Consider the following 23,005-nt stretch of genomic DNA (forward strand, 5'->3'; position numbering starts at 1 on the left):
CAGGCACGAGGCTTCACCGAAGCGGGTGCGGGGCCGGAGGCCATTTCGCGGGGGCAGAACAGAAACAAAAACCGGCGGTTCTGCCGCCGGTTCAGGTCTGCAGTCTAGCTGCTTGTGCTGGGCAGGACAATCGCGCTGCCAGCGGAACTGGGGGATCGAGGCCTTGTGGGCCGAGCGCTCCCGGGCGGAATCAGAAGCCGAGCTTGCGCAGCACATGCCTGCCGCGTGCGGCAAATGCCGTGTCGGGCATGCCTAGTTCGTAGATGCTGCCAGAGGTGGTTTCGATGCGCTTGCTCAGCGGGTCGTAAGCCACGATTGCGGTGGTGCTACCTCGACGGCTGCGCAGGATCGAGCCGATCAGCGCGGCGCTTTCGGTAACCATCAGATCGCGTTCCTGATTCGCGATCCACCAGCCACTGATGCGGCCACGGACGTAGCGGTTCGAAAGCCGGGTCGCGCCAGGAGGAAGAACCGGCTCCTCGGGTGTGACCGCGCGCGGGGCGTCGATGGGCGTTTCGAGTTCGGCGAGCATCACATCGATGCCGCCCATGAAGTTGGTTTCCTGCAACTCCTTTGTCGCCTCGAACATGTCTATGCCTTTGGAATTGTTTGTGGGCGCTGCAGAGAATACCCTGAATGCATAGATTCGGGGGTGCTAGGGAAAACCCGGTGTCATGAATTTGTGCACGCCCGCCGATTTGTCGGCAGGCTCAGCCGTGCGCGATCGGGTCTGCGATGAGATCTGCGCGCCGGATCGGATGCCCGGCTGGCGTGAGGTGAAGGGCCAGTGCAGACAAGGTCACATAGGCCTGACCAAGATCGTGATCGAGCGCGCTGGTCGCGGCGCACTCAGCCTTCACGGTGGCGAGGTCGCCCCGCGCGATCGGGCCGCTGAGCGCGGCGCGGGTGCCGGCGCGGTCAATGTTTGCGAGCGTGCCGTCGATCAGCGGCCGCAGGGCCGGCCAGGCAGCCTCGCTTGGCACGCCAGCGGCCAGCAGGCAGCGCAGCGCGCCGTCCATCAGTGCGACCAGTTGATTGCAGGCCATGACGGCGCCTGCGTGGTAGAGCAGTTTGTGCTGCTTGGCGATCGTGATGCGCTGCCCGCCGATGGCATCGAAGAGCGGGCCCAGCACGGCGAGCGCGGCCTCGTCGCCTTCCTGCGCACAGACCGTGCCAGAGAAGTGCGAGACCGCGCTGGCGGGCGTGGCGAACGACTTCATCGGATGCACGCTCGCGATGTGGGCGCCACAGGCCTTGAGTGGTTTGAGCACCTCACTGGCGAGCGCGCCACTGCAGTGGAAGACGATGTCGCCGTTCCGCACTACGCCGCTCGCCGCCAGCGTGGCGGCAGCGGTGGCGATGGCGTCATCATGGGTTGCGATCAGCGTGATCGGGGAGGGCCGCTGCGCTGCGGCGGCCGTTCCGGCGCCGATGAAGTTGATTGCCCCCTGCGTGGCAGCCGGGTCCGTATCCATCACATCTCCCATGCGCAGCACCCCGGCGTTGTGCCACAGCCGGGCGAGCGAGCGGCCCAGGCGCCCGGCGCCAATGAGTTTGAGTTCAGATGTGCTGGCCTGCATGGAAAAACCCTCTCAAGTCCGCTGACGACGTGACCGTTAACCTATCGTGCATGCAAATAGTGCCATCGCGATGCTGCGCTGCAAGCGCGCGGCTGTTTTTGGACTGGCGCTCAAGCCCGTTGGGCGTCCAAGGGGGATCCATGATGACGTTCTTTGACGATCTGAGTTTGCGCGCCAAGCTGCTGGTCAGCTTCGTGCTGAGTTCAGGAGTGCTGATCCTCGCGATCATCTTCTGTGTGGTTCAGATTCAGCATATTCGTGCGGACACTTCGGAGATCGCCACGGACTGGCTGCCCTCTGTTCAGTCGGCCGCGAAGATCAGCCAGGAGCGCTTGCGTCATCGCGTGCGCAGCCTCGAGTACATGCTGCCGGGCAGCCCGGATGAGAAGCAGAAGATCGAGTCTTCACTGAAGAAGCTCAGCGAGGACGTGTCTGCGGCCATTGCTGCCCACCGCAAGCTGGCCGACTCAGCCGAAGAACAGAAGATCGTTGATGCCGTCGCAGTGGCTTTCGATGCCTACCGCAACGCTGTCGGCGAAGCGGCGCAGTTGCTGCAGGCCGGCGACGAAGAGAAGGCTCAGTCCCTGCGCAAGGGGGCGTGGGTCAAGGCGGCCAACGCGCTTCGCGATCAGACCGACGCGCTGGCGAAGTTCAATGCCGAGGGCGTGCAGGCTTCGGCCGCTGCGGCCGAGCGCGACATTGCGCTCGCCACCCGCGGCAGCCTGATTGCACTGATCCTGGGCGTGGCGATTGCGATTGTGTTCTCCTACTTGTCGGCACAGCGCCTTGCCCGGCGCCTGGGGGATGCGGTGGATGCTGCCCGCCGGATCGCTGCCGGCGATCTGACCGGGCGCCTGCCTTCGGGACGACGCGATGAGATCGGCCGGCTGATCGAGGCGATTGCCTCGATGCAGGACTCCCTGCGCGCGGCCATGAGCGCGTCCAACACGCAGGCGGGGCAACTGACCGCTGCGGCCAATGCGCTCACGCATGGGGTGGACGAAATGGAGCGCGTCGCCCAGGCAGAAAGTGCGGCGGCTGCAGCAATTGCCGCCAACGTCGAGCAGCTGACGGTTTCCATCAACCATGTTTCGGAAGACACCCGCGAAGCGGCCCGCCTGGCACTTGATTCCGATCAGCGCGCACGTACCGGCCGTGCGGCGGTGGATGCCGCGGTGAAGGAAATCGAGCGCGTGCAGGTAGTGGTGGTGGATGCGGCTGAGCGGATTGCTGAACTGGAGCGGCAATCCGGCCGCATCTCCGAAATCGTGGTGGTGATCAAGGATATTGCCGACCAGACCAACCTGCTTGCGCTCAATGCCGCGATCGAGGCCGCGCGCGCAGGCGAGCAAGGGCGGGGCTTCGCGGTGGTGGCCGATGAAGTGCGCAAGCTTTCGGAGCGCACGGCCCACTCCACCAGCGAAATCACCCAGATGATCGGCACAATCCAGGCTTCAACCCGCCAGGCGGTGGCCGGAATCAACGATGGCGTCAGTTCTGTCGAGAGCGGTGCGCGGCTGACCAACGAAGCGGGCCAGGCAATCGCCGAACTGCAGGACATGGCGCGACGCGTGGCGGGCGTGGTGGGCGAAATCTCCGACGCACTGCGCGAACAGTCGAGCGCATCCACCGATGTGGCCAAGCGTATCGAACAGATAGCCTCGAATGCAGAGGAAGCCACGGCGGCAACCGCGCGGAGCAGCGAGGCGGCCCACGCGTTGGAGAAAATTTCTGCAGACATGCACGCCACGGTGGCCCGTTTCCGGCTCGAATGAGGCGAAGGTGTCCGGTGGCTGCGCGTGGCCTGGCCGCGCTGGTGCTGTGCTGGCTTGCCGTTGCCGGGGCGGATGAGCCGACACTGGTGCTGCACTACAACGAGCGGCCGCCTTACAACATCAGCGGTGGGATGGGTATCGTCTACGGCCTCACCGCGACGCCGGCCGCTGCGGCCTTGAATGCCGCGGGCGTGCCCTTCCGCTGGGAACTGACTCCGCTTGCGCGGCAGTTCAAACTGATCGAGATCAGTGCCGGGCTGGACTGCGCGGTCGGACTGTTCCGCAACCCGGAGCGTGAGCGCCTGGGCAAGTTTTCCGCGCCGTTGTACCGCGACCGCGGCATGGTCGGCATCGCACGGGCCGAACTGGGCTTGCCCGAGCGCGTCCGGATCGAGGACCTGATGCGAGATCGATCAAAACGCTTGATGCTCAAGCGCGGCCTGACCTACGGCTCGCGCGTTGCCGAACTGGTGAAGGCACTGCAGCCCGCTGCCGAGTGGGTGACGATCGAAAGCGAACAGATGGTGCGCATGCTCAAGGCCCAGCGGGCCGACTGGATGCTTGCAACCGAAGAGGAGGCGAGCTATCTGATCGCGCGTGCCGGACTTGGCCCGGCGGACGTCACCGTGCTGCGCTTCACGGATTTGTCGCAAAGCGAGCCGCGCCACCTGTATTGCAGCCGCGCCGTGCCCGATGCCATGCTTGAGCGCATCAATGCGGCGATTGGCGGCAAGTTCGCGCGCTAGCGCCGGCACCTTGGACTTAGGGGCGGGTGCCAGGACGCCTGCCTTGACCGGCTTCCGACCGCCTACGTACAGTGCCGCATCCCGGCGCGTGGCGCTCGCCTTCGAAGCCGGGCCCCGGATCGTCTGGCGCCCCGCGCGCTTCAGCCAAAAGGAATCTGCCATGCACGCCGCGCTTCCACGCAAAGTCGCCATTGTTGGCGCAAACCGTATTCCGTTTGCTCGCTCGAACACCGCTTACGCGCAGTTGAGCAACAAGACCATGCTGACCGACACCCTGCGCGGCCTGGTCGAACGCTGTCGCCTGCAGGGCGAGATCCTGGGCGAGGTGGTGGGCGGCGCGGTGATGAAGCATTCACGCGACTGGAACATGGTGCGCGAATGCGTGCTCTCGTCCGGCTTGCATCCGAACACCCCGGCGTTCGACGTGCAACAGGCGTGTGGCACCGGGCTTGAGGCTGCGATCCTGGTTGCCAACAAGATTGCGCTGGGTCAGATGGATGCGGGGATTGCGTGTGGGGTGGATACGACCTCCGACGCGCCGGTGGCGGCCAATCGTGGTCTGCAGCGCGCCCTGATGGATCTGAATGCGGCAAAGACCGGTCGCGCCCGCTTCAAGCACCTGTTGCGCGCCATGCACCCGAAGCATCTTGTGCCGGAGTTGCCCGCCAATGCCGAGCCGCGCACCGGCAAATCGATGGGCCAGCATGCCGAGATCACCGCCAGGCGCTACGGTCTCACGCGGCAGGCCCAGGACGCGCTGGCGCTGGCCAGCCACCAGAACCTGGCAAAAGCCTACGACGAGGGCTTCTTCGATGATCTGGTGATGCCCTACCACGGCTTGTCGCGCGACAACAACCTGCGCCCGGATTCGTCGATCGAAAAGCTCGCCAAGCTCTCGCCGGCTTTTGACCGCAACGGCGGCACGATCACCGCCGCGAACGCATCGCCGCTGACGGACGGGGCCTCGGCGGTGCTGCTGGCTAGCGAGGAATGGGCACGGCACAAGGGCCTGCCGATCCTGGCATACCTGGTTACCGGCGAAGTGGCCGCGGTCGATTTCAGCGACGAACGCGAAGGCCTGCTGATGGCGCCGGCCTACGCGATCCCGCGCATGCTCAAGCGGCTTGGGCTGACCTTGCAGGACTTCGACTTCTACGAGATCCACGAGGCGTTTGCGGCCGTGGTGCTGTGCACGCTCGCGGCCTGGGAAAGCGACGACTTCTGCCGCAACAAGCTTGGCCTTCCGGGCGCGCTGGGCAGCATCGACCGCAGCCGCCTGAACGTGAAGGGCAGTTCGATCGCGGCGGGCCACCCGTTTGCGGCAACCGGCGGGCGGGTGCTTGCGACGCTGGCAAAACTTCTCGCCGAAAAGGGCTCGGGGCGCGGGCTGATCTCGATCTGCGCGGCCGGCGGGCAGGGTGTGACGGCGATTCTGGAGCGCTGAGCACCGTGGCTGACCTGTTGCTTCGTCTTGCGAACGGCCGCTACAGCCGCCGACTTGTGCGCGCGCTGGGCCTTCCCTGCCCGGTGCAGCTTGCGCGTGCCGCGGGTGGCTACGAGCCAGCGCCCTTGCTCGGGCGCTGCACGGTCGTCGGTGCCGCACCCGGCGGCTGGGCGTTGCCGGCCTTGCTAACGGCAGCGCGTAATGCCGGCGCCGAGTGCTTCGATGCCCTGCCGGAGGGGCGTGCCGCCGACACGGTGCTGTTTGATGCCACCGGCTGTGGCACACCCGCAAGCCTGGCGAGCCTGTATGCCGCGTTCCAGCCCCTGATGCGCCGTTTGGCGCGCAATGCACGCGTGCTGGTGGTTGCGGCGGATCCGGCCGATTGTGGCGACCCGCTCGCCGCGGCGACGGCTCGGGCTATCGAAGGCTTCGTGCGCGCTTTGGGCAAAGAGATCGGCCGCCTTGGCGCAACCGCCAACCTCGCGCGGGTTGCGCCGGGCGCCGAGTCGCGCCTGGACGGGCTGGTGCGCTTCTGCGGGGGCGTGCGGTGCACTTATGTCTCCGGGCAGGTGTTTTGCGTCAGTGCAAAGGTAAGCGAAACCGAACCGGCGACGTCGGCAGGGCAACTGGCCGGCCGCGTGGCGGTGGTGACCGGGGCGGCGCGCGGCATCGGCGCTGCGACGGCTCAGCGCCTTGCCGAAGAGGGGGCTCACGTGGTCTGCGTGGATGTTGCCGCGGCACGCGATCCGCTTTATGAACTGGCGGCGCGACTGCGCGGCACGCCGCTTGTGCTTGATATTGCGACGGCGCAGGCGCCGAGCGCCCTGTGCGCATTCGTGCAGGAGAAGTTCGGCGGCATCGACGTGATGGTGCACAACGCCGGGATCACCCGCGACAAGACCCTCGCCAACATGAAGCCGGAACTCTGGCAGCAGGTGATCGCGGTGAACTTTGCGGCGATCGCCGCGATCGACGACGCCCTGCTGGCCGGGGGCTTGCGCGATGGCGGGCGGATCGTCTGCCTTTCATCGGTCAGCGGCGTCGCCGGGAATTTCGGCCAGACCAACTACGCCACCAGCAAAGCGGCGCTGATCGGCTATGTTGCTGCGCGCGCAACGGGCCTTGCCGCGCGGGGCATCAGCATCAATGCGGTGGCGCCCGGTTTCATTGAAACGCCGATGACAGCGAAGATCCCCTGGATACCCCGAGAGGCGGGCAGACGCCTGAACGCGTCGAGCCAGGGCGGGCAGCCGCGGGATGTGGCGGAGTTGATAACCTTCTTGGCTTTGCCGGGCAGCGCGGGCTTGAGCGGCAACACGATACGGGCATGCGGGCTGGCCTTGATTGGCGCCTGAGCAGTGTATGAAACTTTGACGACACGGGTATCTTTCGCGTAGGAAATCGTCCTACACTGAACGGCTCTACCCTCGTTCATGCACTGGTCATTGCGATGAAGCGACGCATTCGAAGCCTCGCCCGGCAAACCTTGCGCTTTGCCACGTCATGGTTACCCAGCCGCCAGCGATACGCCCTGATGCGCAATGCCGTGCGTGTTGAGGAGCCGCCGCCGGATAACCTGGTATTCAAGCTCGCTGAAACCGAAGACGAGCTGACCGCCTGTTTCAAGCTGCTGCACGATGCGTATGTCGGTGCTGGCTTCATGGCGCCCGACCCTTCCGGCATGCGGGTGACGCTGTATCACGCCTTGCCCTCCACCACGACCCTGCTCGCCAAGTGCGACGATCAGGTGGTGGGCACCATCTCGCTGATCCGCGAGAGCGCGCTCGGTTTCCCCTTGCAGCGGATTTTCGATATCGACGCGATTCGTGCCGAGGGCGGCAACATCGCCGAAGTGTCGGCGCTGGCCGTGCATCGTCGCTGGCGCAACAAGGGCGGGCAGGTGCTGTTCCCCTTGATGAAGTTCATGCGCGAGTACGCAGTGAAGTACTTCGATACCCGCCATCTCGTGATCGCGGTGAACCCGCGCCACATCCCCATGTACGAAGGCCTGCTCTGCTTCCGCCGCCTCAAGCAGAACCCGGTGGCGCACTATGACTTCGTTAACGGTGCGCCGGCCGTGGGCGCGCACCTTGACCTGAAGAAGATGCCGGATCTGTATCGCCGCGCATACCGCAACAAGCCGCCCGGCAAGAGTCTGTATCACTACTTCCTTGAACTGACGCTCAAGCACTTCCAGTTCCCGGACAAGCGCTTCTTCACCACCAATGATCCGGTGATGACGCCTGCGCTGATCAATCACTTCTTCAACCGCGAGACCGATGCATTCCGCCGCGCAACCGAACGCGAGCGGGTCTTGCTGCACGCGATCTACGATTTGCCGGCCTACAAGGCCTACTTGCCGCCCTTGCCGGGCAACACGCAGCACACCGAACTGCGCCACCGTCAGCATCAACGCTTCTCGGTGATGTGCCCGGCCGAGTTCAAGGTGATGCTGCCCGGCTCGGCCAAGCCAATCAGCTACCCGATGAAGGTGATCGAGTGTTCGCGGACCGGCTTCCGCGCGACTTGCGACAGCGAGATTCCGCTGACAACCGAAGGCACTGCGTACATCGAGCTCGGCGAGTCGGATCGTTGCGTGCTGAAGGTGTTCGTGCTGCGGCACGGGCGGGTGAGCAAGACCATCCTGATGTTCAAGCTCAAGGAGCCGGACGAGGTGTGGCTCAAGTTCGTGCGGGCCCTTCGCATGGCGCGCACGCATGACGAACTGGGCGACGCGACCCGCTTCCTCGCATCGACCTCTTCGGGCACGACCCAGGCGCCAGTCCGCGCAGCCTGAGGTTCGCTTACACCGGCCCTGCCGGGACGAAGAAGCGTTCGCCCAATTCCTCGATCCCCAGCGTCTGCAAGAGTTCCTGCAGGCGCTCGCTGGGGCGGCGACGGGGCAGTTGCTTGTCGGTGGCGATGATCAGCTCGTTCTTCATCGAGTGCTCCCAGCCCACCAGCTCGGTCACGTTGACCTGGTAGCCGTGCGCTTCCAGTTGCAGGCAGCGCAGCACGTTGGTGACCTGACTGCCGAATTCGCGCGTGTGGATCGGGTGGCGCCACAGCTCGGTGAGCGTCGACTTCAGTGCCTTGCCCTTGTTCTTCCGCAGCACCGCGGCCACTTCCGCCTGGCAGCAGGGCACCAGCACGATGTGGCGCGCGCGCTTGGCCAGCGCGAAGCGGATCGCGTCATCGGTGGCGGTGTTGCAGGCGTGCAGCGCGGTCACGACATCGATCCGTTCGGGCAACGCACTCGACGTGATCGAATCAGCCACCGACAGATTCAGGAAGCTCATGCCACCAAAACCCAGGCGGGTGGCCAAGTCGCGTGAGCGGGTGACAAGTTCCTCGCGCGTCTCGATGCCCCACACATGCCCCTGCCGGGCGGACTCCTTGAAGAACAGGTCGTAGAGGATGAAGCCCAGGTAGGACTTGCCTGCGCCGTGGTCCACAAGGCTGACTTCCGGGTGCGCCGCCAGCACATCCTGCAGCAGCGGCTCGATGAACTGGAACAGGTGATACACCTGCTTGAGCTTGCGCCGGCTGTCCTGGTTCATCTTGCCGTCGCGCGTGAGGATGTGCAGTTCCTTCAGCAGTTCAAGCGATTGGCCGGGGCGGACGTCGTAAGTCTTGGTCATGGCAGATGGGCGGCGCAGGCCGAGGCGAAACAAGGGCGCGATTATGCGCCTTGGCGCTGCCGCCTGCCCTTCAGCGTTGCGCCTTGATGACGCCCCGGGCGGCAAGCGTCTCGACTTCGTCCTTGCGCTTGCCCAGCAGGGTTTGCAGCACGGGGATCGTGTCTGCCCCGAGAATTGGCGGCGCGCTGCTGTAGCTGACGGGGGTTGCGGACAGTCCGACCGGGTTGCCGACCAAGGGCAGCGGGCCGGCCGTGGGGTGGGCCATCTCGACCCGCATCCCGCGGTGCTGCACCTGCGCGTCGGCGAAGACCTGGTCGAGGGTGTTGATCGGGCCGCAGGGCACGGCGGCGCTTTCCAGTGCGGCGATCCACGCGGCGGTGCTGCGGGTGCGGGTGACTGCGTGCATCGCGGGAATCAGTGTGTCGCGGTGCTTCACGCGCGCGGCGTTGGTCGCGAAGCGTTCGTCTTGCGCCCAGTCGGTGCCGGCTTCCTGGCAGAGCCGGGCGAACTGGCCGTCGTTGCCGATCGCCAGGATCATGTGGCCATCGGCGGTGGGGAAGGCGTCGTAAGGGACGATGTTCGGGTGGGCGTTGCCCATGCGCTGCGGCGCGCGCCCGCTGGCGAGGTAGTTCATCGCCTGGTTGGCGAGGCAGGCGACCTGCACGTCGAGCAGGGCGAGGTCGATGTGCTGGCCCTTGCCGCTGCGCTCGCGCCATGCCAGGGCGGCGAGGATGGCGTTGCTGGCGTAAAGCCCGGTCAGGATGTCGGTGAGGGCGACGCCCACCTTGGTGGGCGGGCCGTCCGGCTGGCCTGTCAGGCTCATCAGCCCGCCCATGCCCTGGATCAGGAAGTCGTAGCCGGCGCGCTCGGCGTAGGGGCCGTCCTGCCCGAAGCCGGTGATCGAGCAGTAGATCAGGCGCGGGTTCAACGCCGACAGCGTGGCGTAGTCCAGCCCGTACTGTGCCAGCCCGCCAACCTTGAAGTTCTCGACCAGCACATCGCACTGCATCGCCAGCTCGCGTACCAACGCCTGGCCTTCGGGCTGGGTGAAGTCGATCGTCACCGAGCGCTTGTTGCGGTTGGTGCACAGGTAGTAGGCGGCGATGTCGGTGTCCTCGCCCGCCTCGTCCTTGATCCACGGCGGGCCCCAGGCACGGGTGTCGTCACCGCTGCCGGGGCGCTCGATCTTGATGATTTCCGCGCCAAGGTCGCCCAAGAGCTGCGTGGCCCAGGGGCCGGCCAGTACGCGGGAGAGGTCCAGCACGCGGAGATGGGAGAGGGCGGAGGGCATGTTCGCTTTCACCACAAAGGCGCGAAGGGGCGCAGCGGGCCACGAAGAAAGTCAAAGGAATGCAAGGTCACGATTTGGATTTTCTTTGCGGCCATTCGTGTCGCTTTGTGCCTTCGTGGTGAGGATTCTTCAGTTCAGCAAAACGCCTGAATGCCGGTGATTGCCCTGCCGAGGATCAGCGCATGCACGTCGTGGGTGCCTTCGTAGGTGTTCACCACTTCGAGGTTAACGAGGTGGCGGGCGACGCCGAATTCGTCGCTGATGCCGTTGCCGCCCATCATGTCGCGCGCGAGCCGTGCAATGTCCAGCGCCTTGCCGCAGGAATTGCGCTTCATGATCGAGGTGAGCTCCACGCAGGCCGTGCCGTCTTCCTTCATGCGGCCCAGGCGCAGGCAGCCCTGCAGGCCGAGGCTGATCTCGGTGAGCATGTCGGCGAGCTTCTTCTGGATCAGCTGGTTGGCGGCGAGCGGGCGGTCGAACTGCTTGCGTTCGAGCACATAGCTGCGCGCGCGGGCGAAGCAGTCTTCCGCCGCACCCAGCGCGCCCCAGGCGATGCCGTAGCGCGCCGAGTTGAGGCAGGTGAAGGGGCCCTTGAGACCGCGTACCTCGGGGAAGGCGTTTTCCTCGGGCACGAAGACCTCGTCCATCACGATCTCGCCGGTGATCGAGGTACGCAGGCCGACCTTGCCGTGGATCGCCGGCGCCGTGAGGCCCTTCCAGCCCTTCTCCAGCACGAAGCCGCGGATCTTGCCTTCGTCGTCCTTCGCCCACACCACGAACACATCGGCGATCGGCGAGTTGGTGATCCACATCTTGCTGCCCGAGAGGCTGTAACCGCCTTCGACTTTGCGCGCGCGGCAGATCATGCTGCCGGGGTCGGAGCCGTGGTTCGGTTCGGTCAGGCCGAAGCAGCCAATCCACTCGCCAGTCGCGAGCTTGGGCAGGTACTTGCGGCGCGTGGCCTCGTTGCCGAACTCGTGAATCGGCAGCATCACCAGCGAACTCTGCACGCTCATCATCGAGCGGTAGCCGGAATCGACGCGTTCGATCTCGCGCGCGATGAGGCCGTAGGCGACGTAGTCCAACCCGGCGCCACCGTACTCGGGCGGAATCGTGGCGCCCAGCAGCCCGAGTTCGCCCATCTCGCGGAAGATCGCGATGTCGGTCTGCTCATGGCGGAAGGCTTCGGTTGCCCGCGGCAGCAGGCGATCTTGCGCGTAGGCCTGTGCGGTGTCGCGCACCATGCGTTCTTCTTCGGTGAGTTGCAGGTCGAGCAGCAGCGGATCGTCGGCGTTGAAGCGGGCGGCTTGGGCCATGATGGTCTCCGTTTGGTGCGGGCAGCGCTTTGACGCATGCCCCCCGGCAAGCGCAGCGCTGCATTCTGAGGCGTGCATCTTGCCGCGCAGGCAAGGCAGCGGCAAACGCTTTGTGCTCAACTTGTTGTGCGATTAGCGCACTCCGAGACAAAAATTCCGCTTCTGATTGGTGGCATAGTTGCGTGGATTGCACTTCGAGTCTGAGTTCATGCGCCGCAGAATTCCGTCTACCGCTGCACTGCTTGCCTTCGAGGCCGCCGCGCGCCACCTCTCCTTCACCAAGGCCGGCGAAGAGCTGGCGCTGACGCAGAGCGCGATCTGTCGCCAGATCGCGAGTCTGGAGGCATTCCTCGGCGTGGCGCTGTTTCGGCGGGCGCGGCGCGGGGTGCTGCTGACCGAAGCGGGCGAACGTTACGGCCGGCAGATCAGCGGCCGACTTGACGCCGTCGAGCGTGACACGCTTGAACTGATGGCCGGGCGGGGCTTGGGCGGTACGCTCGAACTCGGTGTCGTGCCGAGCTTTGCAACGCGCTGGCTGGTGCCACGCCTGGTGCGGTTTCACGCCGCGCATCCCGACATCACGGTGAACCTCTCCGTACGTACCCGCCCGTTCCTGTTTGAAGATTCAGGGCTCGACGCCGCCATCACCGCTGCCTTGGCGCCCTGGCCGGGCACCGAAGCGGATCGCCTGATGGCCGAAACCTCGATTGCCGTCGCAAGTCCGGCGCTCCTGGGTGGGGCGGCCCCGTGTTCGCCGGCGGCAATCGCCGCGCTGCCGCTGTTGCAGCAAAGCACCCGCCCCTACGCTTGGCGGCACTGGTTTGCCGCGTGTGGGGTGAGCGTTGCGGGCGACCTTGCCGGCCCGCGATACGAGCTGTTTTCAATGCTCGCAGAGGCCGCCATCTGTGGCGGCGGGGTCGCCTTGATTCCGCCATTGCTGATCGAAGACGAACTGACAAGCGGGCGCCTGGTGCGCGCCGCCGAACCGCAACTGGACGACGGCCGCGCCTATTGGCTGGTGTGGCCCGAAGGCAGCGGCGAGGGGGCCGTGATGCGCGTCTTCAGGAACTGGCTTGCGGGCGAACTGGCACCGTCGCCTTCCACGGCGCCCTGAACACCCGGACTGGCGCGCCGCGCGACCCGAATTTTCCCCTGACGCGCGCTCTTGCAGGGCAAACGATTGGTGCGCCGCACAATCGTGGGGCGCGGGTCGTACATTCACCATGCGCGCCTCTGCGTCGCAGCGTTCTAGCTGTATGTGAAGCCCTTGCGCCGCAAGGCTTTGCGGCGGTGTCGCGCGAATTGTGAGAAATCGTTCTTCGGTGGATTTTCGGCCTGACTCTTGCTCAAGCCTTGGCAGGCGCCGCGTCGATCAAGCGCGATGTGGCGAAGCTGGCGAACCGGAAGTCATGACCTTTCGGCGCCGCCAAGACTCACCGAGGATCATCATGAACATACGATCTGTCATCGGGCGAATTGCGCCCACTGCCAACGAGCCCCGTGTTTCGTCCTGCGGCTCATGCGCTGCGCCTTCGCTGGCCGCTGAACTGGAAGCAACCCAGGCTGCCTTGTGCGTGATTCGCGCCGAGTGTGAATCCGTCAATGCCTGCATGCAGGGGGTTCGAGCAGCTACCCCTTCTGCCTGGAAGCTGGTGCCGCGCAACCGGCGCCATGTAGAGACGCTCACCCTTTTCGACGCCACCGAGGCTTTGGCGCATGCGCGCGAATTCGACTGCGACATCGTGCCGCTGTACGAAGCGCCGATGCCGGCCGACCGCGAACGCCGCCTGCTCGAAGCCGCGCGCCAGTGCGTGGCCGCCTTCGCTGCGGCAACGCGGGTGGATGGTGCGCTCGCCACCTTGCCCGGCGCAGCCGTGCGACGTCTGGGCATTGTTGTGCAGGAGTACGACGATGAATAAGCCCATCCCCGTTGCCTGGTACTGGTCTGGCGTTGGCCGCCGTGTCGAACTGCAACGCCCCAGCGCGTCCAACAGTGCCAACTGGAAGCCGCTCTACCTGGTGCAGGATTCCAGCCGCGAGGCCCAGCTCGAAAGCGCCGTCAGTGAAGCACTTGAAGCCCTTCAGGCCCTCGGCGATGGTTCGCGCGTGCGCAAGACCGAGCTGGCGCATGTGACCGAGCGTTTGCGGCAGGTGCTGGCGCCCGGCGCAGCGCGCTAACCGCGAGCGTCGGGTCCGGTGCTTCGCAGCGCTTGGCGCAGTGCCTGCAGAGGCATGCTGCGCGGTCACTGCGGGCGGGGGCTAGGGGGTGAGCGCAGGGTGCTTGAGCGCGTGCGCGGTTTCCTGGGTGAAGTGTCGCGCCTGCATTTCGTCTTGCGCTAATCCGAGCTCGCCGTTGCGATAGGCCATTGCAAGGGTTTGGATTGCCTCGGGCAGTTCCAACTCTGCGGCCTCTTCGTAAAGTTCCCGGGCGCGCGCTTCGTCGCGAGGCACGCTGTCGCCTTCGCGGTAGGCGTTGGCGAGCATGAACATAGCGGCGGCGGAATTCTTCTCCGCGGCGAGGGCGAACCAGCGTGCGGCAGCCGCGCGGTTTTCGCGCACGCCGTAACCGCTTCGCAGCATCAGCCCCAGGTAGTAGGCAGCGCCAGCGTGGCCTTGCGCGCCAGCGGCCGCGAAGTAACGATAGGCGCGCGGATAGTCTTGCGCGAGAAACGGTGTACCCAGAAAGCGCAGCTTGCCAAGCGCCATGCTGGCATCGGCGTCGCCTTGTTCTGCCGCCTTTTCAAGCCACACAATGCCTTCGGCGAAGTCGCGTGGCGTGTTGCGCGTAAGCAGCGCTTCGCCCAACTCGCGCTGCACGGATGCGCGTTTTGACGACTCGGCGAATTGGCGCAGGACTTGTTCGGCTTTTGCGTCGCGCCCGGGCCCCGCCTGTTGGGCAAGCACTGCGATGGTGGCGGCATCCGGCATGTGGGCGGCATGGTTGTTCCATGCCGCACCGCCCACGCCCGCAAGCGCGGCAGCGAGCGCCGCGCTTGCAAGCGCCTTCTGGACGCCGGGCCGCGTGCGTAAAGTTCGCGTCACGGCCATTGCGATCATTTCGACAGATCCAGCGCGTAAACCGACAGGTTCTTGCCGCTGCCTTCATCGGCGCGCAGCAGCGAAACATTGGTGAGCCCTGCGGCAGTGGCGATTGCCAGCTTCCCGGCCGACGAGTTGAAAATCACCGGGCCGGCGGTTGGCACCTTGGTGAACTTCCAGCTGCGATCCGATCCGTTGGCGGCGCGGGTCACCGCCTTGACCGACTTGATGTAGGCGATCAGCACGTCGCGGTTGGCGTCCGGCGCGGCGAGGATGGTCTTGCTGCCGTCCAGGCCGGGGAAGTTGCCGCCGCCGCTGGCGCGGTAGTTGTTCGTCGCGACGATGAACTCCTGCGTGCCAACAATCGCTGCGCCTTTGTAGCTCAGGTTCTTGATGCGGCTGCCGACCGGCTGAGTGACGTCGATCTCATACGAGATGTCAGCACTGGTGAACATGTCGAAGTTGTAGCCGGGGAAGCTGCTGATCAGTGCTTGCTCGGTAGTCTTGGCCGGGTCGATCTGGTTGAAGCGTTTGGCCGCGGTTTCGAGCCAGGCCTTGATATTGTCGCCGCTCACCTTCACCGCGTAGATCGTGTTCGGGTAAAGGTAGAGGTCGGCGGCATTGTTGATCGCCACGTTGCCTTGTGCGACATCGGTGTAGTCATTGCCGCCGCCAAAACCGCTCTTGAACGGCGCGCTGACCGACAGTACCGGCAGCGTTGCATAGGCCGGCAGGTTGGCCTTCACATACTTCGCCACATAGTCCGCTTGGGCCTGATTCACCAGTTCGATGGCGCCGACTTCGCCGACATCGGCGAAGTAGCTCGTCATCTGGAAGTCGGTTGAGCCGATCGGCGTCTTCACATAGTCGATCGTGGCCTGGTGTTCGGCTGCCACGGCGGCGGCGATACTCGGTTCAGCCGCGACGTAGGTCTTGTCTGCATTCTGGATCGAGCGCGTTTCCACTTTGGTCTTGGCTTTGTCGACCACCCAGGCTTTGCCGTCGTGGGCCAGTTCGAGTTTGATCACGCCAAGGTGCTTGCCCCAGTAATTCGCCATCACTGTCGGCACGCCGTTCACGGTGCCATTGACCTTGTCGACGCCGGGCAGGTTGAACTGCGGCACCGTGCTGGTCGCGTTCGGGAAGATCTGGTGCGAGTGGCCGATCAGCATCGCATCGACGCCCGCGACCTGCGACACGTAGTAGTTGGCGTTTTCCATCGTCGGCGAGTAGGCCGAGTTATCCAGCCCGCCGTGCGAGATCACCACCACCAGATCGGCGCCCTTGGCGCGCATCTCGGGGATGTACTTCTCGGCCTGTTCCTTGATGCCGGCGGTGTAGACCTTGCCGTCGAGCCAGCGCTTGTCCCACGACAGGATGGTCGGCGGCGTGAAGCCGATGATGCCGACCTTGATCGGCGCGGTGACTTCCTTGCCATCCGCCGTTTTGGCCTTCAGTTCGCGGGTCAGGATCGTGTAGGGCTGGAACAGCGGCTCCTTGCTCTTCACGCTCAACACGTTGGCGAGCACCTGCGGGAAGGCGGGGCCGGCGCAGGCCGTCTGTTTGGCCGGATCGGGCAGGCCTTCGACGTTGAACTTGTTGCCGGTGACCTGGTTCAGGTAAGGCAGGCCGTAGTTGAACTCGTGGTTGCCGATGCCGCCACCGTCGTAGCCCATCGTGTTCATCACCTTGTACATCGCCAGCGTGGTGCCGCAAGCGATCGGTGCCACCTGGGCCTGGTAGTCAGCCAATGCGGTGCCTTGAATCGTGTCGCCGTTGTCGAGCAACAGCGTGTTCGGGAACTCGGCTCGCGCGTTCTTGATCAGCGTCGCGACCCGCTCGAAGCCGAAGGACTTGTCTTCGGCGAGCTTGAAGTAGTCGTAGCTGAGCACGTTGGTGTGCAGATCGGTGGTCTCCAGCAGCGCCAGCGTGGCGGCTGTGCCCTTTTCGATCGAAGGTGCCGGCGCCGGCGCCGGCGTCGCTTGAGTCAGCGCTGCGGGGCTGGTGTCGTTGCCGCAGGCGGCAAGCAGGAAAATGGAAAGGCAGCCACCGGTCAGGAAGCCGAAGCGGTTTTGCATCTGGATCACCTTGTGAGCGAAAACCGACAAACATGCCCGGGCAGTATTGCGCGCGAATTAAGGATTTATGGAGATGTCGCGTTTCGCCGACCTTGCGGCCAGCCTTGGCATTTCGCCGCGCTGCGCACTGCGGTAACCTCAGTGCCCGTTGCCAAGGAGCCCGCCATGCAAGCGATTCGAGCAATACCCAAGTCACCGGTTTTTCAACTGAGCGGTGTTGCCGTGGCTGGCGCCCTGTTGGCCGGCTGCGCCAGCACGAAGATCAACTCACAGTGGGTAGACCCGGCGCTTGGGGCAAGCCCCCTGCGGGGCGCCAAGGTGCTGGTGGCGTGCCAGGCGGCGGAATTGTCGATCCAGCGCAGCTGCGAAGACATGTTCGTGGCGCAGCTTGCCGCGCGCGGCGTGGTGAGCGAGGGCGCGAAGGGCCGCGCCGCATTCGGCGGCGAGCGCGATGCCGTGGTGGCGGCGCTGGTGCCGCTGGCGCGATCGGTCGGCGCGATGGCGGTCCTCCACGTGATCGCGGCACCCGATGCGTCTTACGTGTCGCCCGGCCCGTCGATCAGTTTCGGATTTGGCGGCGGGAGCTGGGGCGGTGGTGGAGGTGGGGCGGGCGGTATCGGCATCTCGATGCCGGTGGGCGGCGCTTCGGTGAGCACCGCCTACGGCGCCGAGAGTTCCATCTACATGGCCGCCGATGGCCGGGTGGCCTGGTCCGCCAAGGCGGTTGCGCCGCCGTCGGACAATCTCAACGGACAGCTCGCTGAGCTGGCGAAGATCCAGGCCGACGCGGCGCAAAAAGCCGGGCTGTTCTGACCCGGCCCGGCTTCACTTCCGGCTGCGCCGCTCCAGCTGGTAGCGGTTGCGGAAGGCGAGTGGGGTGGCGCCGGTGGCGTCTTCGTGCAGGAAGTTCAGCCCGTGTGGATCGAAAGCCAGCTCGTAGCGCAGGCGCACCGGTTCATCCTTTTCGTTGCGTTCGCCGCGGTCCAGCGTGATGCGGAAGGTGTTGCCGTCAAGCGCACGGGCGCTGATGCGGTAGTCGCGGGCGGATTCACCCTTGGGGCCACTGACCCAGCTGGCCCGGTTGTTCGCCAGATCGAAGCGGATGCGCTCGTAGGCGTGCACGATCTTGCCGGGGCCATCGTCGAACACGTAGTGCATCGCAATCTCGTCCGGCGCGGTGCGGGCCACGAAAAGCATGGTCGGCAGCGTGACCCGTTTGTCGGGGTGGTTGTAGTCCTTGTAGGTGAGCGTGCCCGCCCATTCGCCTTCCGCGTTGGCGAGGAAGTCGGTGTTGGCGGATTCGGTTTGCCCGGCCTGCACGGCAAATGCGCACAGGCTGAGCAGGGCGGCGGCGAGGGTGCGTTTCATCTCGGGGCTCCGTCGGGTCGTCAGGCGTGTTTCAGGCGTGGGTCAGGCGCCACAGCGTGGTCACCTCGGCCGAGCGGGCTTGGTGCAGCGGGTCATCCGGGTCGCTGGCCTTGCCGTGGCGTGGGCGTATCGTTTCGCGGCCCGCCACTTTCAGGCCGGCCGATTCGATCCATTCGGTCAGTTGCTCACGGGTGCGCAGGCCCAGGTGCTCGGCAAGGTCCGAGAGGATCAGCCAGCCTTCGCCCTTGGGCTCCAGGTGCTCGGCAAGGCCGGTGAGGAAGCTGCGCAGCATCCGGCTATCCTGATCGTAGACGGCGTGCTCGATCGGCGAGCTGGGCTTGGCGGGCACCCAGGGCGGGTTGCACACCACCAGCGGCGCCTTGCCGGGCGGGAACATGTCTGCCTTGATTACCTCGACGCGGCCGGCAAAGCCCATGCGCTGCATGTTCTCGTTTGCGCAGTCGATCGCACGTGGATCCTGTTCGGTCGCAACGATGCGATCCACGCCACGTTTGGCGAGCATCGCGGCCAGCACGCCGGTACCGGTACCGATATCGAAGGCCAGCGACTTGTTGCTCACCGGCAGCGGTACGCGCGCAACCAGGTCCACATACTCGCCACGCACCGGCGAAAACACCCCGTAGTGCGGATACACGCGCGTGCCCAGCGCAGGAATCTCGACCCCTTTCTTGCGCCACTCGTGCGCGCCGATCAGGCCTTGCAGTTCGCGCAGCGATGCAAGGTAGGCTTCGTTGGCGGGGCCGTAGGCTTCGCCGCAGGCCTCGGCCACATCCGGCGCGCGGCGCAGCGGGATCAGATGGCCCGCCTCGAACGGGATCAAAAGCATGCCGAGGGTGCGGGCGCGTTGCGCCTGCGCCATGCGGTGCAGGTGGAAGGCTTCGGTGCTCGATTTGGCCGGCTTGGCCTTCTTGCTGCGGTCGGCGCGGCGCGCCATGGCCTGCAGCAACAGGCGAGCGTTCTGAAAGTCGCCGCGGTAGAGCATGGCAGTGCCTTCGCAGGCCAGCTTGAAGGCGGCGTCGGCGTTGGTCGTGTCGTCGATGATCACGACCCGCTTGGGCGGCGCAACGCCGGCTTCCGAACGCCAGCGCGCGCTCTGCGCGGCGTTGGCTTCAGTCCATTCAACTCTTGGAAAATCGCTCACGGGGCTACCTGTTCTGTGTTTGATGCCGCCCACTGCGAATGCGTGAATGGGCGAAGGGCTGAAGGATAGACTGTCCGGCGCCCGGGCGGGGGCCGGCGCGCCGACATCGTCACGCAGCCCTGATGCGCCGCAAGCCTTTGCCGCGATGCCTGGCGCCGAAGGACGACCTGCCCGCTGCCGCGAGCGGGCAGGGCTCGCCGGCGCTCAGGCGAGCGGCCAGTTGTCGTGCCGGGCACGTCGCTCGGCGCGATAGTTGGTGATTTCGAAGTGAATGCCGTCGGGGTCGTGGAAGTGGGTGGCCCAGTAGTCGGGAGCGTAGGCAGTGTGCAAGGCCGCATCGCTCGCGGGAATGCCGGCAGCACGCAATTCGCGGCTGGCGCTCATCACATCATCGATCGAATCAACCCGCAGGCAGACATGGTGCAGCCCCGGCGCGTAGGGTTCATGCGCGTTCGCGAAGCGTGCCGGGCGGAGCACCAGGCCGAAGTGCCGGTTGTAATACTGCACATGGGCCTCGACGCCCAACTCGAAGCGGTTCTTGTGAAACCCAAGCACGGCCATTGCGCGGTCGTAAAAGGCCTCGGCGCGAGCAAGGTTCGAAACGGACAGGTAGAGGTGGTCGAAGCCGGTGATTTCGGGCATGGCGGTCACGGTGATGGGCGGGTGGTTCGAGTTTTCCGTGCTCGTTGGCGCGTGGCAAGTGTGTTCGCGGCGTTAAGTAGTAAACCGGGTGGGGGTGGTGGTTCAGTGCGGGTAGAACGACTTGTTTGCACGGTCGGCCTTGTAGTGCTGCCCCGATTGAGCAAGCTCAAACTCTAGAACACTGCTGACGCGTGTTCGCCATGGGATGTGCAATTGGCTACGTGTGGGTCTGCCGTGAGGGAGATAGTGTCACGCTCCTTCATCAATCGAAGAAGCGATGGGAGGGGGCACATGACTTTTGGTTGGTTCCGGTTCGGCTTGCTGGCGATCTATGTGGCACTGCTCGCGGGATGCGGTGGAGGCGGTGGGGAACCGGTTGATCCGAATACCCAGCCGACCATCGAGTGTTCGTCGATGATCAAGTCCGGCCCGTCGCCGTTCACCTACCCGATTTACGTTCATCTGCCACCCGGCTACCAGACGAGCACCACCGCCTACCCAGTGGTTTATGTGATGGACGCGGAATGGACGTTTTCTGGCTTCAGCGATGCGTTGTTCCGCGCTGGAAAGCAGGTGATCCTTGTCGGGGTCGGAAACGGTGACGTCCAAGCACTCGGTCGGCGCACACTCGACTATTCAATGCCAGGCGCCCAGGCGCACTACCGATTTCTGATCGATCAGGTCTTGCCGACCGTAGAGGCAAAGTACCGCATCGATCCTACCCGCCGCACCCTGGTCGGGCATTCGATGGGTGGTTTATTTACTGCGTTGGTGATGATGCTTGAAGACCCGGCGCAGCGGCGCTTTGCCAACTATGTGTCGCAAGACGGTAGCTTCTGGTTTCAGGAAGACGTTGTCGCAGGGCTCGAGCAGACGCTCTCCACGCGTACCGCGTCGCTACCTGTGAACTTGTTCCTCTTCAGCGCGACACAAGGCGGCGAGGCCAACGTCCGCTGGGTCGAACCATTCAGGGATCTACTCGTCGAGCGTAACTACAGTGGCCTGGTCTTGCGCTACGAGGCGTTCAACATGAGTCACGGAGAAATGAACCTGCCTTCATTCCGGCGAGCGATCGACACGCTCTACCCGACCAACTGAGGTTTCGGAGGTCAGCCGGATGTGCTGGCGGATATCGTGCGCGTTGGCGCTCGGCAGAGGGGGCGGTCAGCGGAACCGTTCTCACGCTGAGTCGAAGCCAACCGTAACAGCACCAATTTCCACAGCCACTGCATCAGCAGCGCCTCGAGTGTTGGCTGTTGTGTAGGGCGTGGGGTGAGCCTGCAGGTTGGCGCCGAGGCGATTCACCCAGATGCGGCGTGCTGTGCTGGTCATTTGCTCGCGCGGAGAATAGCTGTTGAGTTAAATGTCTCGACGCCATTGGTGACCCGCAGAGGCCGCCCGGGCTGGGCGGCTTTCAAAGCACCAATGTCCATGTTCTCGATCCCCGTTTCGACTTCGGCTCGCTTTTCCTTGGGCACGATCACCATCAGCGCTTGCGCGAGGGGCCTATCACATTGCGTGGTGGATGGGGGCGCCGCAGCGAAGCGAGGCAGGCGCTCTGCCGTATCGAGTGGCATTCGAGTTCCGCTTGCGGTATGGCGCAAAGGCCGCGCCGCGCACAGGCGTAGAATGCCGGCCTTTCGCAGGATGATCCCGCGCCCTCATTCGTCCCGACGCGGCTGCGCACTGGCCGGCGGAGAGATCGAATTCGATTCACCGTTGTTTGAAGAAGTAGAAAGACCCCTCATGAGCACATTGCCGAACTGCCCCCAATGCAAGTCCGAATTCACTTACGAAGACAACGGCATGTACATCTGCCCGGAGTGCGCGCATGAGTGGTCTGCCAGCGCCGCGGCCGAGGTGGTGGAGGCTGCGCGTGTGGTGAAGGATGCGAACGGCAACGTGCTGCAGGATGGCGATTCGGTGACCGTGATCAAGGATCTGAAGGTCAAGGGTTCATCGCTGGTGGTGAAGGTGGGCACCAAGGTGAAGAACATCCGCCTGGTCGATGGCGATCACGACATCGACTGCAAGATCGACGGTGTGGGCGCGATGTCGCTCAAGTCTGAGTTCGTGCGCAAGGCCTGAATTTCAGCTGCGTGGGTCGCCGGGCAGGTAGCTGCCGGTGACCTTCTTGTAGGCTTCCGATGTGCGTTTGCCGGGTACGCCATCCACCTTTACGAATACGCCGGGGAAGGTGTTGAGCCAGCGTTGCAGGTCTTCCACCCGCGCCGCCATTGCCGGATCGTCGGGGCGGGTGTTCGAGAGTGCGACGACCAGTGGCGGTGCGTCGGGGGCCGGGGCCGGCTGGTCGTGGAACTCGATGATGCCGCTTTCGGCCATGCGGCGCAGCATCACGGCGGCGCCGCATTGCTTTGAAACGGCGGTGTCTGACCAGGTACCGTCGGCCACATACTTGCCGCTGCGGTAGTGGTTGGAATAGCTCCACAAGTAGGGCGTCAGCACATGCGGGTGGTTGAGGCGATAGCCCCAGCCGTTGTAGCGCTCAAGCTGGTAGAGCGTGCCGGCCAGGCTCCAGTCCGTCTGGGTGCTGAGGCCCTTGAGGGCGATTGCGTCGATCGCGCTCGCCTCCCAGGTGAAGGGCGGGTTGCCGGATTTCGGGCGCCCCGCAGGTACCTGGATTGTGCGTGCGGTTAGCGGATCGCCGTTGTGCAGGTGCTTGCTGAAGCTGGCGCTCGCTTCCATGGTGTGCACGGCGGCGATGAAGGCCCACGGCACACCGCTCGCTGCGCTGACAGCCTGATACCGCGCCTTGTTCGCGACGATGGCGCTGATTAACTGTTCGACTTGCGCGGCACGATCGCTGCGGATCAGACTGCTGTTGAACAGGGTTTCGTATTCGCGACGCAGGCTGTCGGTCAGTGGGATGCTGGGCATGTGGGGCTCCGGTGCGGTGATGGCG

Annotated in this window: 23 protein-coding genes; 11 read left to right on the forward strand and 12 right to left on the reverse strand. The window is 64.9% G+C overall.

Translation table 11 applies throughout. The features are described 5' to 3' along the window. Positions 1-190: 190 nt before the first annotated feature. Positions 191-589, reverse strand: coding sequence for a hypothetical protein (locus tag OPU71_RS02240; RefSeq protein ID WP_267724599.1), 399 nt, complete (start codon positions 587-589; stop codon positions 191-193). A gap of 121 nt (positions 590-710) precedes the next feature. Then, positions 711-1,580, reverse strand: a complete 870-nt coding sequence (locus OPU71_RS02245) for a Rossmann-like and DUF2520 domain-containing protein (RefSeq protein WP_267724602.1) — start codon at positions 1,578-1,580, stop codon at positions 711-713. Between the two features lie 140 nt (positions 1,581-1,720). Between OPU71_RS02245 and OPU71_RS02250 the strand changes: the two genes are divergently transcribed. From OPU71_RS02250 to OPU71_RS02270, 5 genes are all read left to right on the forward strand, one after another. Beyond that, positions 1,721-3,355, forward strand: a complete 1,635-nt coding sequence (locus OPU71_RS02250) for a methyl-accepting chemotaxis protein (RefSeq protein WP_267724604.1) — start codon at positions 1,721-1,723, stop codon at positions 3,353-3,355. 14 nt (positions 3,356-3,369) lie between these two features. Then, positions 3,370-4,101 (forward strand): transporter substrate-binding domain-containing protein, encoded by a 732-nt coding sequence (locus tag OPU71_RS02255; RefSeq protein ID WP_267724606.1) that lies wholly within the window; start codon positions 3,370-3,372, stop codon positions 4,099-4,101. Between the two features lie 160 nt (positions 4,102-4,261). Further along, positions 4,262-5,545, forward strand: a complete 1,284-nt coding sequence (locus OPU71_RS02260) for an acetyl-CoA C-acetyltransferase (protein ID WP_267724608.1) — start codon at positions 4,262-4,264, stop codon at positions 5,543-5,545. A gap of 5 nt (positions 5,546-5,550) precedes the next feature. Next, on the forward strand, positions 5,551-6,900 hold the full coding sequence (locus tag OPU71_RS02265; protein ID WP_267724610.1) for a 3-oxoacyl-ACP reductase: 1,350 nt from the start codon (positions 5,551-5,553) through the stop codon (positions 6,898-6,900). 95 nt (positions 6,901-6,995) lie between these two features. Continuing rightward, entirely contained in the window at positions 6,996-8,342 is a 1,347-nt protein-coding gene (locus tag OPU71_RS02270; protein ID WP_267724612.1) for an N-acyl amino acid synthase FeeM domain-containing protein, read from the forward strand. 7 nt (positions 8,343-8,349) lie between these two features. On the opposite strand, the gene OPU71_RS02275 is transcribed toward OPU71_RS02270, so the two are convergent. The 3 genes from OPU71_RS02275 to OPU71_RS02285 form a co-directional block, all read right to left on the reverse strand. After that, complete coding sequence (locus tag OPU71_RS02275) at positions 8,350-9,186, reverse strand: class I SAM-dependent methyltransferase (RefSeq protein ID WP_267724614.1); 837 nt, start codon at positions 9,184-9,186, stop codon at positions 8,350-8,352. Positions 9,187-9,256: 70 nt separating this feature from the next. Then, positions 9,257-10,477 (reverse strand): CaiB/BaiF CoA transferase family protein, encoded by a 1,221-nt coding sequence (locus OPU71_RS02280; protein ID WP_267724616.1) that lies wholly within the window; start codon positions 10,475-10,477, stop codon positions 9,257-9,259. 134 nt (positions 10,478-10,611) lie between these two features. Then, positions 10,612-11,793, reverse strand: coding sequence for an acyl-CoA dehydrogenase (locus OPU71_RS02285; protein WP_267724617.1), 1,182 nt, complete (start codon positions 11,791-11,793; stop codon positions 10,612-10,614). A gap of 208 nt (positions 11,794-12,001) precedes the next feature. On the opposite strand from OPU71_RS02285, the gene OPU71_RS02290 reads away from it, so the two are divergent. From OPU71_RS02290 to OPU71_RS02300, 3 genes are all read left to right on the forward strand, one after another. Beyond that, the gene (locus tag OPU71_RS02290) at positions 12,002-12,907 is read left to right on the forward strand and encodes a LysR family transcriptional regulator (protein WP_267724619.1); all 906 of its coding nucleotides are present in this window, start codon (positions 12,002-12,004) and stop codon (positions 12,905-12,907) included. 334 nt (positions 12,908-13,241) lie between these two features. Further along, positions 13,242-13,712, forward strand: a complete 471-nt coding sequence (locus OPU71_RS02295; RefSeq protein ID WP_267724621.1) for a hypothetical protein — start codon at positions 13,242-13,244, stop codon at positions 13,710-13,712. Continuing rightward, positions 13,705-13,971 carry a hypothetical protein gene (locus OPU71_RS02300; protein ID WP_267724622.1) on the forward strand — a complete coding sequence of 89 codons (267 nt, stop codon included), beginning with the start codon at positions 13,705-13,707 and terminating at the stop codon, positions 13,969-13,971. The genes OPU71_RS02295 and OPU71_RS02300 overlap by 8 nt, the downstream gene beginning before the upstream one ends. Before the next feature lie 81 nt (positions 13,972-14,052). On the opposite strand, the gene OPU71_RS02305 is transcribed toward OPU71_RS02300, so the two are convergent. Next, positions 14,053-14,850, reverse strand: coding sequence for a tetratricopeptide repeat protein (locus OPU71_RS02305; RefSeq protein ID WP_267724624.1), 798 nt, complete (start codon positions 14,848-14,850; stop codon positions 14,053-14,055). Then, positions 14,847-16,910, reverse strand: a complete 2,064-nt coding sequence (locus tag OPU71_RS02310; protein WP_267724625.1) for a bifunctional 2',3'-cyclic-nucleotide 2'-phosphodiesterase/3'-nucleotidase — start codon at positions 16,908-16,910, stop codon at positions 14,847-14,849. The genes OPU71_RS02305 and OPU71_RS02310 overlap by 4 nt, the downstream gene beginning before the upstream one ends. A gap of 165 nt (positions 16,911-17,075) precedes the next feature. Here OPU71_RS02310 and OPU71_RS02315 point away from each other — a divergent pair, with 165 nt between their 5' ends. Continuing rightward, the gene (locus tag OPU71_RS02315; protein ID WP_267724626.1) at positions 17,076-17,723 is read left to right on the forward strand and encodes a hypothetical protein; all 648 of its coding nucleotides are present in this window, start codon (positions 17,076-17,078) and stop codon (positions 17,721-17,723) included. Positions 17,724-17,735: 12 nt separating this feature from the next. Here the strand turns inward: OPU71_RS02315 and OPU71_RS02320 are convergent, their stop codons facing one another. The 3 genes from OPU71_RS02320 to OPU71_RS02330 all read right to left on the reverse strand — a co-directional run bounded on the left by OPU71_RS02320 (position 17,736) and on the right by OPU71_RS02330 (position 20,082). Further along, complete coding sequence (locus OPU71_RS02320; protein WP_267724627.1) at positions 17,736-18,278, reverse strand: hypothetical protein; 543 nt, start codon at positions 18,276-18,278, stop codon at positions 17,736-17,738. Positions 18,279-18,309: 31 nt separating this feature from the next. Further along, the gene (locus OPU71_RS02325; protein ID WP_267724628.1) at positions 18,310-19,440 is read right to left on the reverse strand and encodes a class I SAM-dependent methyltransferase; all 1,131 of its coding nucleotides are present in this window, start codon (positions 19,438-19,440) and stop codon (positions 18,310-18,312) included. Between the two features lie 204 nt (positions 19,441-19,644). After that, complete coding sequence (locus tag OPU71_RS02330; RefSeq protein ID WP_267724629.1) at positions 19,645-20,082, reverse strand: VOC family protein; 438 nt, start codon at positions 20,080-20,082, stop codon at positions 19,645-19,647. Positions 20,083-20,373: 291 nt separating this feature from the next. On the opposite strand from OPU71_RS02330, the gene OPU71_RS02335 reads away from it, so the two are divergent. Continuing rightward, positions 20,374-21,180, forward strand: a complete 807-nt coding sequence (locus OPU71_RS02335; protein WP_267724630.1) for an alpha/beta hydrolase — start codon at positions 20,374-20,376, stop codon at positions 21,178-21,180. 230 nt (positions 21,181-21,410) lie between these two features. Here OPU71_RS02335 and OPU71_RS02340 read toward each other — a convergent pair whose 3' ends face one another. Beyond that, complete coding sequence (locus OPU71_RS02340; RefSeq protein WP_267724632.1) at positions 21,411-21,569, reverse strand: hypothetical protein; 159 nt, start codon at positions 21,567-21,569, stop codon at positions 21,411-21,413. 259 nt (positions 21,570-21,828) lie between these two features. On the opposite strand from OPU71_RS02340, the gene OPU71_RS02345 reads away from it, so the two are divergent. Then, a complete protein-coding gene (locus OPU71_RS02345; protein ID WP_267724633.1) occupies positions 21,829-22,170 on the forward strand; it encodes a zinc ribbon domain-containing protein YjdM in 342 nt (113 codons plus the stop codon). Positions 22,171-22,173: 3 nt separating this feature from the next. Here OPU71_RS02345 and OPU71_RS02350 read toward each other — a convergent pair whose 3' ends face one another. Continuing rightward, entirely contained in the window at positions 22,174-22,980 is an 807-nt protein-coding gene (locus OPU71_RS02350) for a hypothetical protein (protein WP_267724634.1), read from the reverse strand. Between the last annotated feature and the right edge of the window lie 25 nt (positions 22,981-23,005).

This window comes from Niveibacterium sp. 24ML (assembly GCF_026586805.1).
Lineage (GTDB): Bacteria > Pseudomonadota > Gammaproteobacteria > Burkholderiales > Rhodocyclaceae > Niveibacterium.

Coding starts and splice junctions, on each gene's coding strand:
- OPU71_RS02275 (WP_267724614.1), bottom strand. CDS start 9,186: ATGACCAAGACTTACGACGTCCGCCCCGGCCAATCGCTTGAACTGCTG.
- OPU71_RS02250 (WP_267724604.1), top strand. CDS start 1,721: ATGATGACGTTCTTTGACGATCTGAGTTTGCGCGCCAAGCTGCTGGTC.
- OPU71_RS02340 (WP_267724632.1), bottom strand. CDS start 21,569: ATGGTGATCGTGCCCAAGGAAAAGCGAGCCGAAGTCGAAACGGGGATC.
- OPU71_RS02270 (WP_267724612.1), top strand. CDS start 6,996: ATGAAGCGACGCATTCGAAGCCTCGCCCGGCAAACCTTGCGCTTTGCC.
- OPU71_RS02245 (WP_267724602.1), bottom strand. CDS start 1,580: ATGCAGGCCAGCACATCTGAACTCAAACTCATTGGCGCCGGGCGCCTG.
- OPU71_RS02310 (WP_267724625.1), bottom strand. CDS start 16,910: ATGCAAAACCGCTTCGGCTTCCTGACCGGTGGCTGCCTTTCCATTTTC.
- OPU71_RS02320 (WP_267724627.1), bottom strand. CDS start 18,278: ATGAAACGCACCCTCGCCGCCGCCCTGCTCAGCCTGTGCGCATTTGCC.
- OPU71_RS02330 (WP_267724629.1), bottom strand. CDS start 20,082: ATGCCCGAAATCACCGGCTTCGACCACCTCTACCTGTCCGTTTCGAAC.
- OPU71_RS02295 (WP_267724621.1), top strand. CDS start 13,242: ATGAACATACGATCTGTCATCGGGCGAATTGCGCCCACTGCCAACGAG.
- OPU71_RS02335 (WP_267724630.1), top strand. CDS start 20,374: ATGACTTTTGGTTGGTTCCGGTTCGGCTTGCTGGCGATCTATGTGGCA.
- OPU71_RS02285 (WP_267724617.1), bottom strand. CDS start 11,793: ATGGCCCAAGCCGCCCGCTTCAACGCCGACGATCCGCTGCTGCTCGAC.
- OPU71_RS02300 (WP_267724622.1), top strand. CDS start 13,705: ATGAATAAGCCCATCCCCGTTGCCTGGTACTGGTCTGGCGTTGGCCGC.
- OPU71_RS02280 (WP_267724616.1), bottom strand. CDS start 10,477: ATGCCCTCCGCCCTCTCCCATCTCCGCGTGCTGGACCTCTCCCGCGTA.
- OPU71_RS02305 (WP_267724624.1), bottom strand. CDS start 14,850: ATGATCGCAATGGCCGTGACGCGAACTTTACGCACGCGGCCCGGCGTC.
- OPU71_RS02345 (WP_267724633.1), top strand. CDS start 21,829: ATGAGCACATTGCCGAACTGCCCCCAATGCAAGTCCGAATTCACTTAC.
- OPU71_RS02260 (WP_267724608.1), top strand. CDS start 4,262: ATGCACGCCGCGCTTCCACGCAAAGTCGCCATTGTTGGCGCAAACCGT.
- OPU71_RS02315 (WP_267724626.1), top strand. CDS start 17,076: ATGCAAGCGATTCGAGCAATACCCAAGTCACCGGTTTTTCAACTGAGC.
- OPU71_RS02290 (WP_267724619.1), top strand. CDS start 12,002: ATGCGCCGCAGAATTCCGTCTACCGCTGCACTGCTTGCCTTCGAGGCC.
- OPU71_RS02240 (WP_267724599.1), bottom strand. CDS start 589: ATGTTCGAGGCGACAAAGGAGTTGCAGGAAACCAACTTCATGGGCGGC.
- OPU71_RS02350 (WP_267724634.1), bottom strand. CDS start 22,980: ATGCCCAGCATCCCACTGACCGACAGCCTGCGTCGCGAATACGAAACC.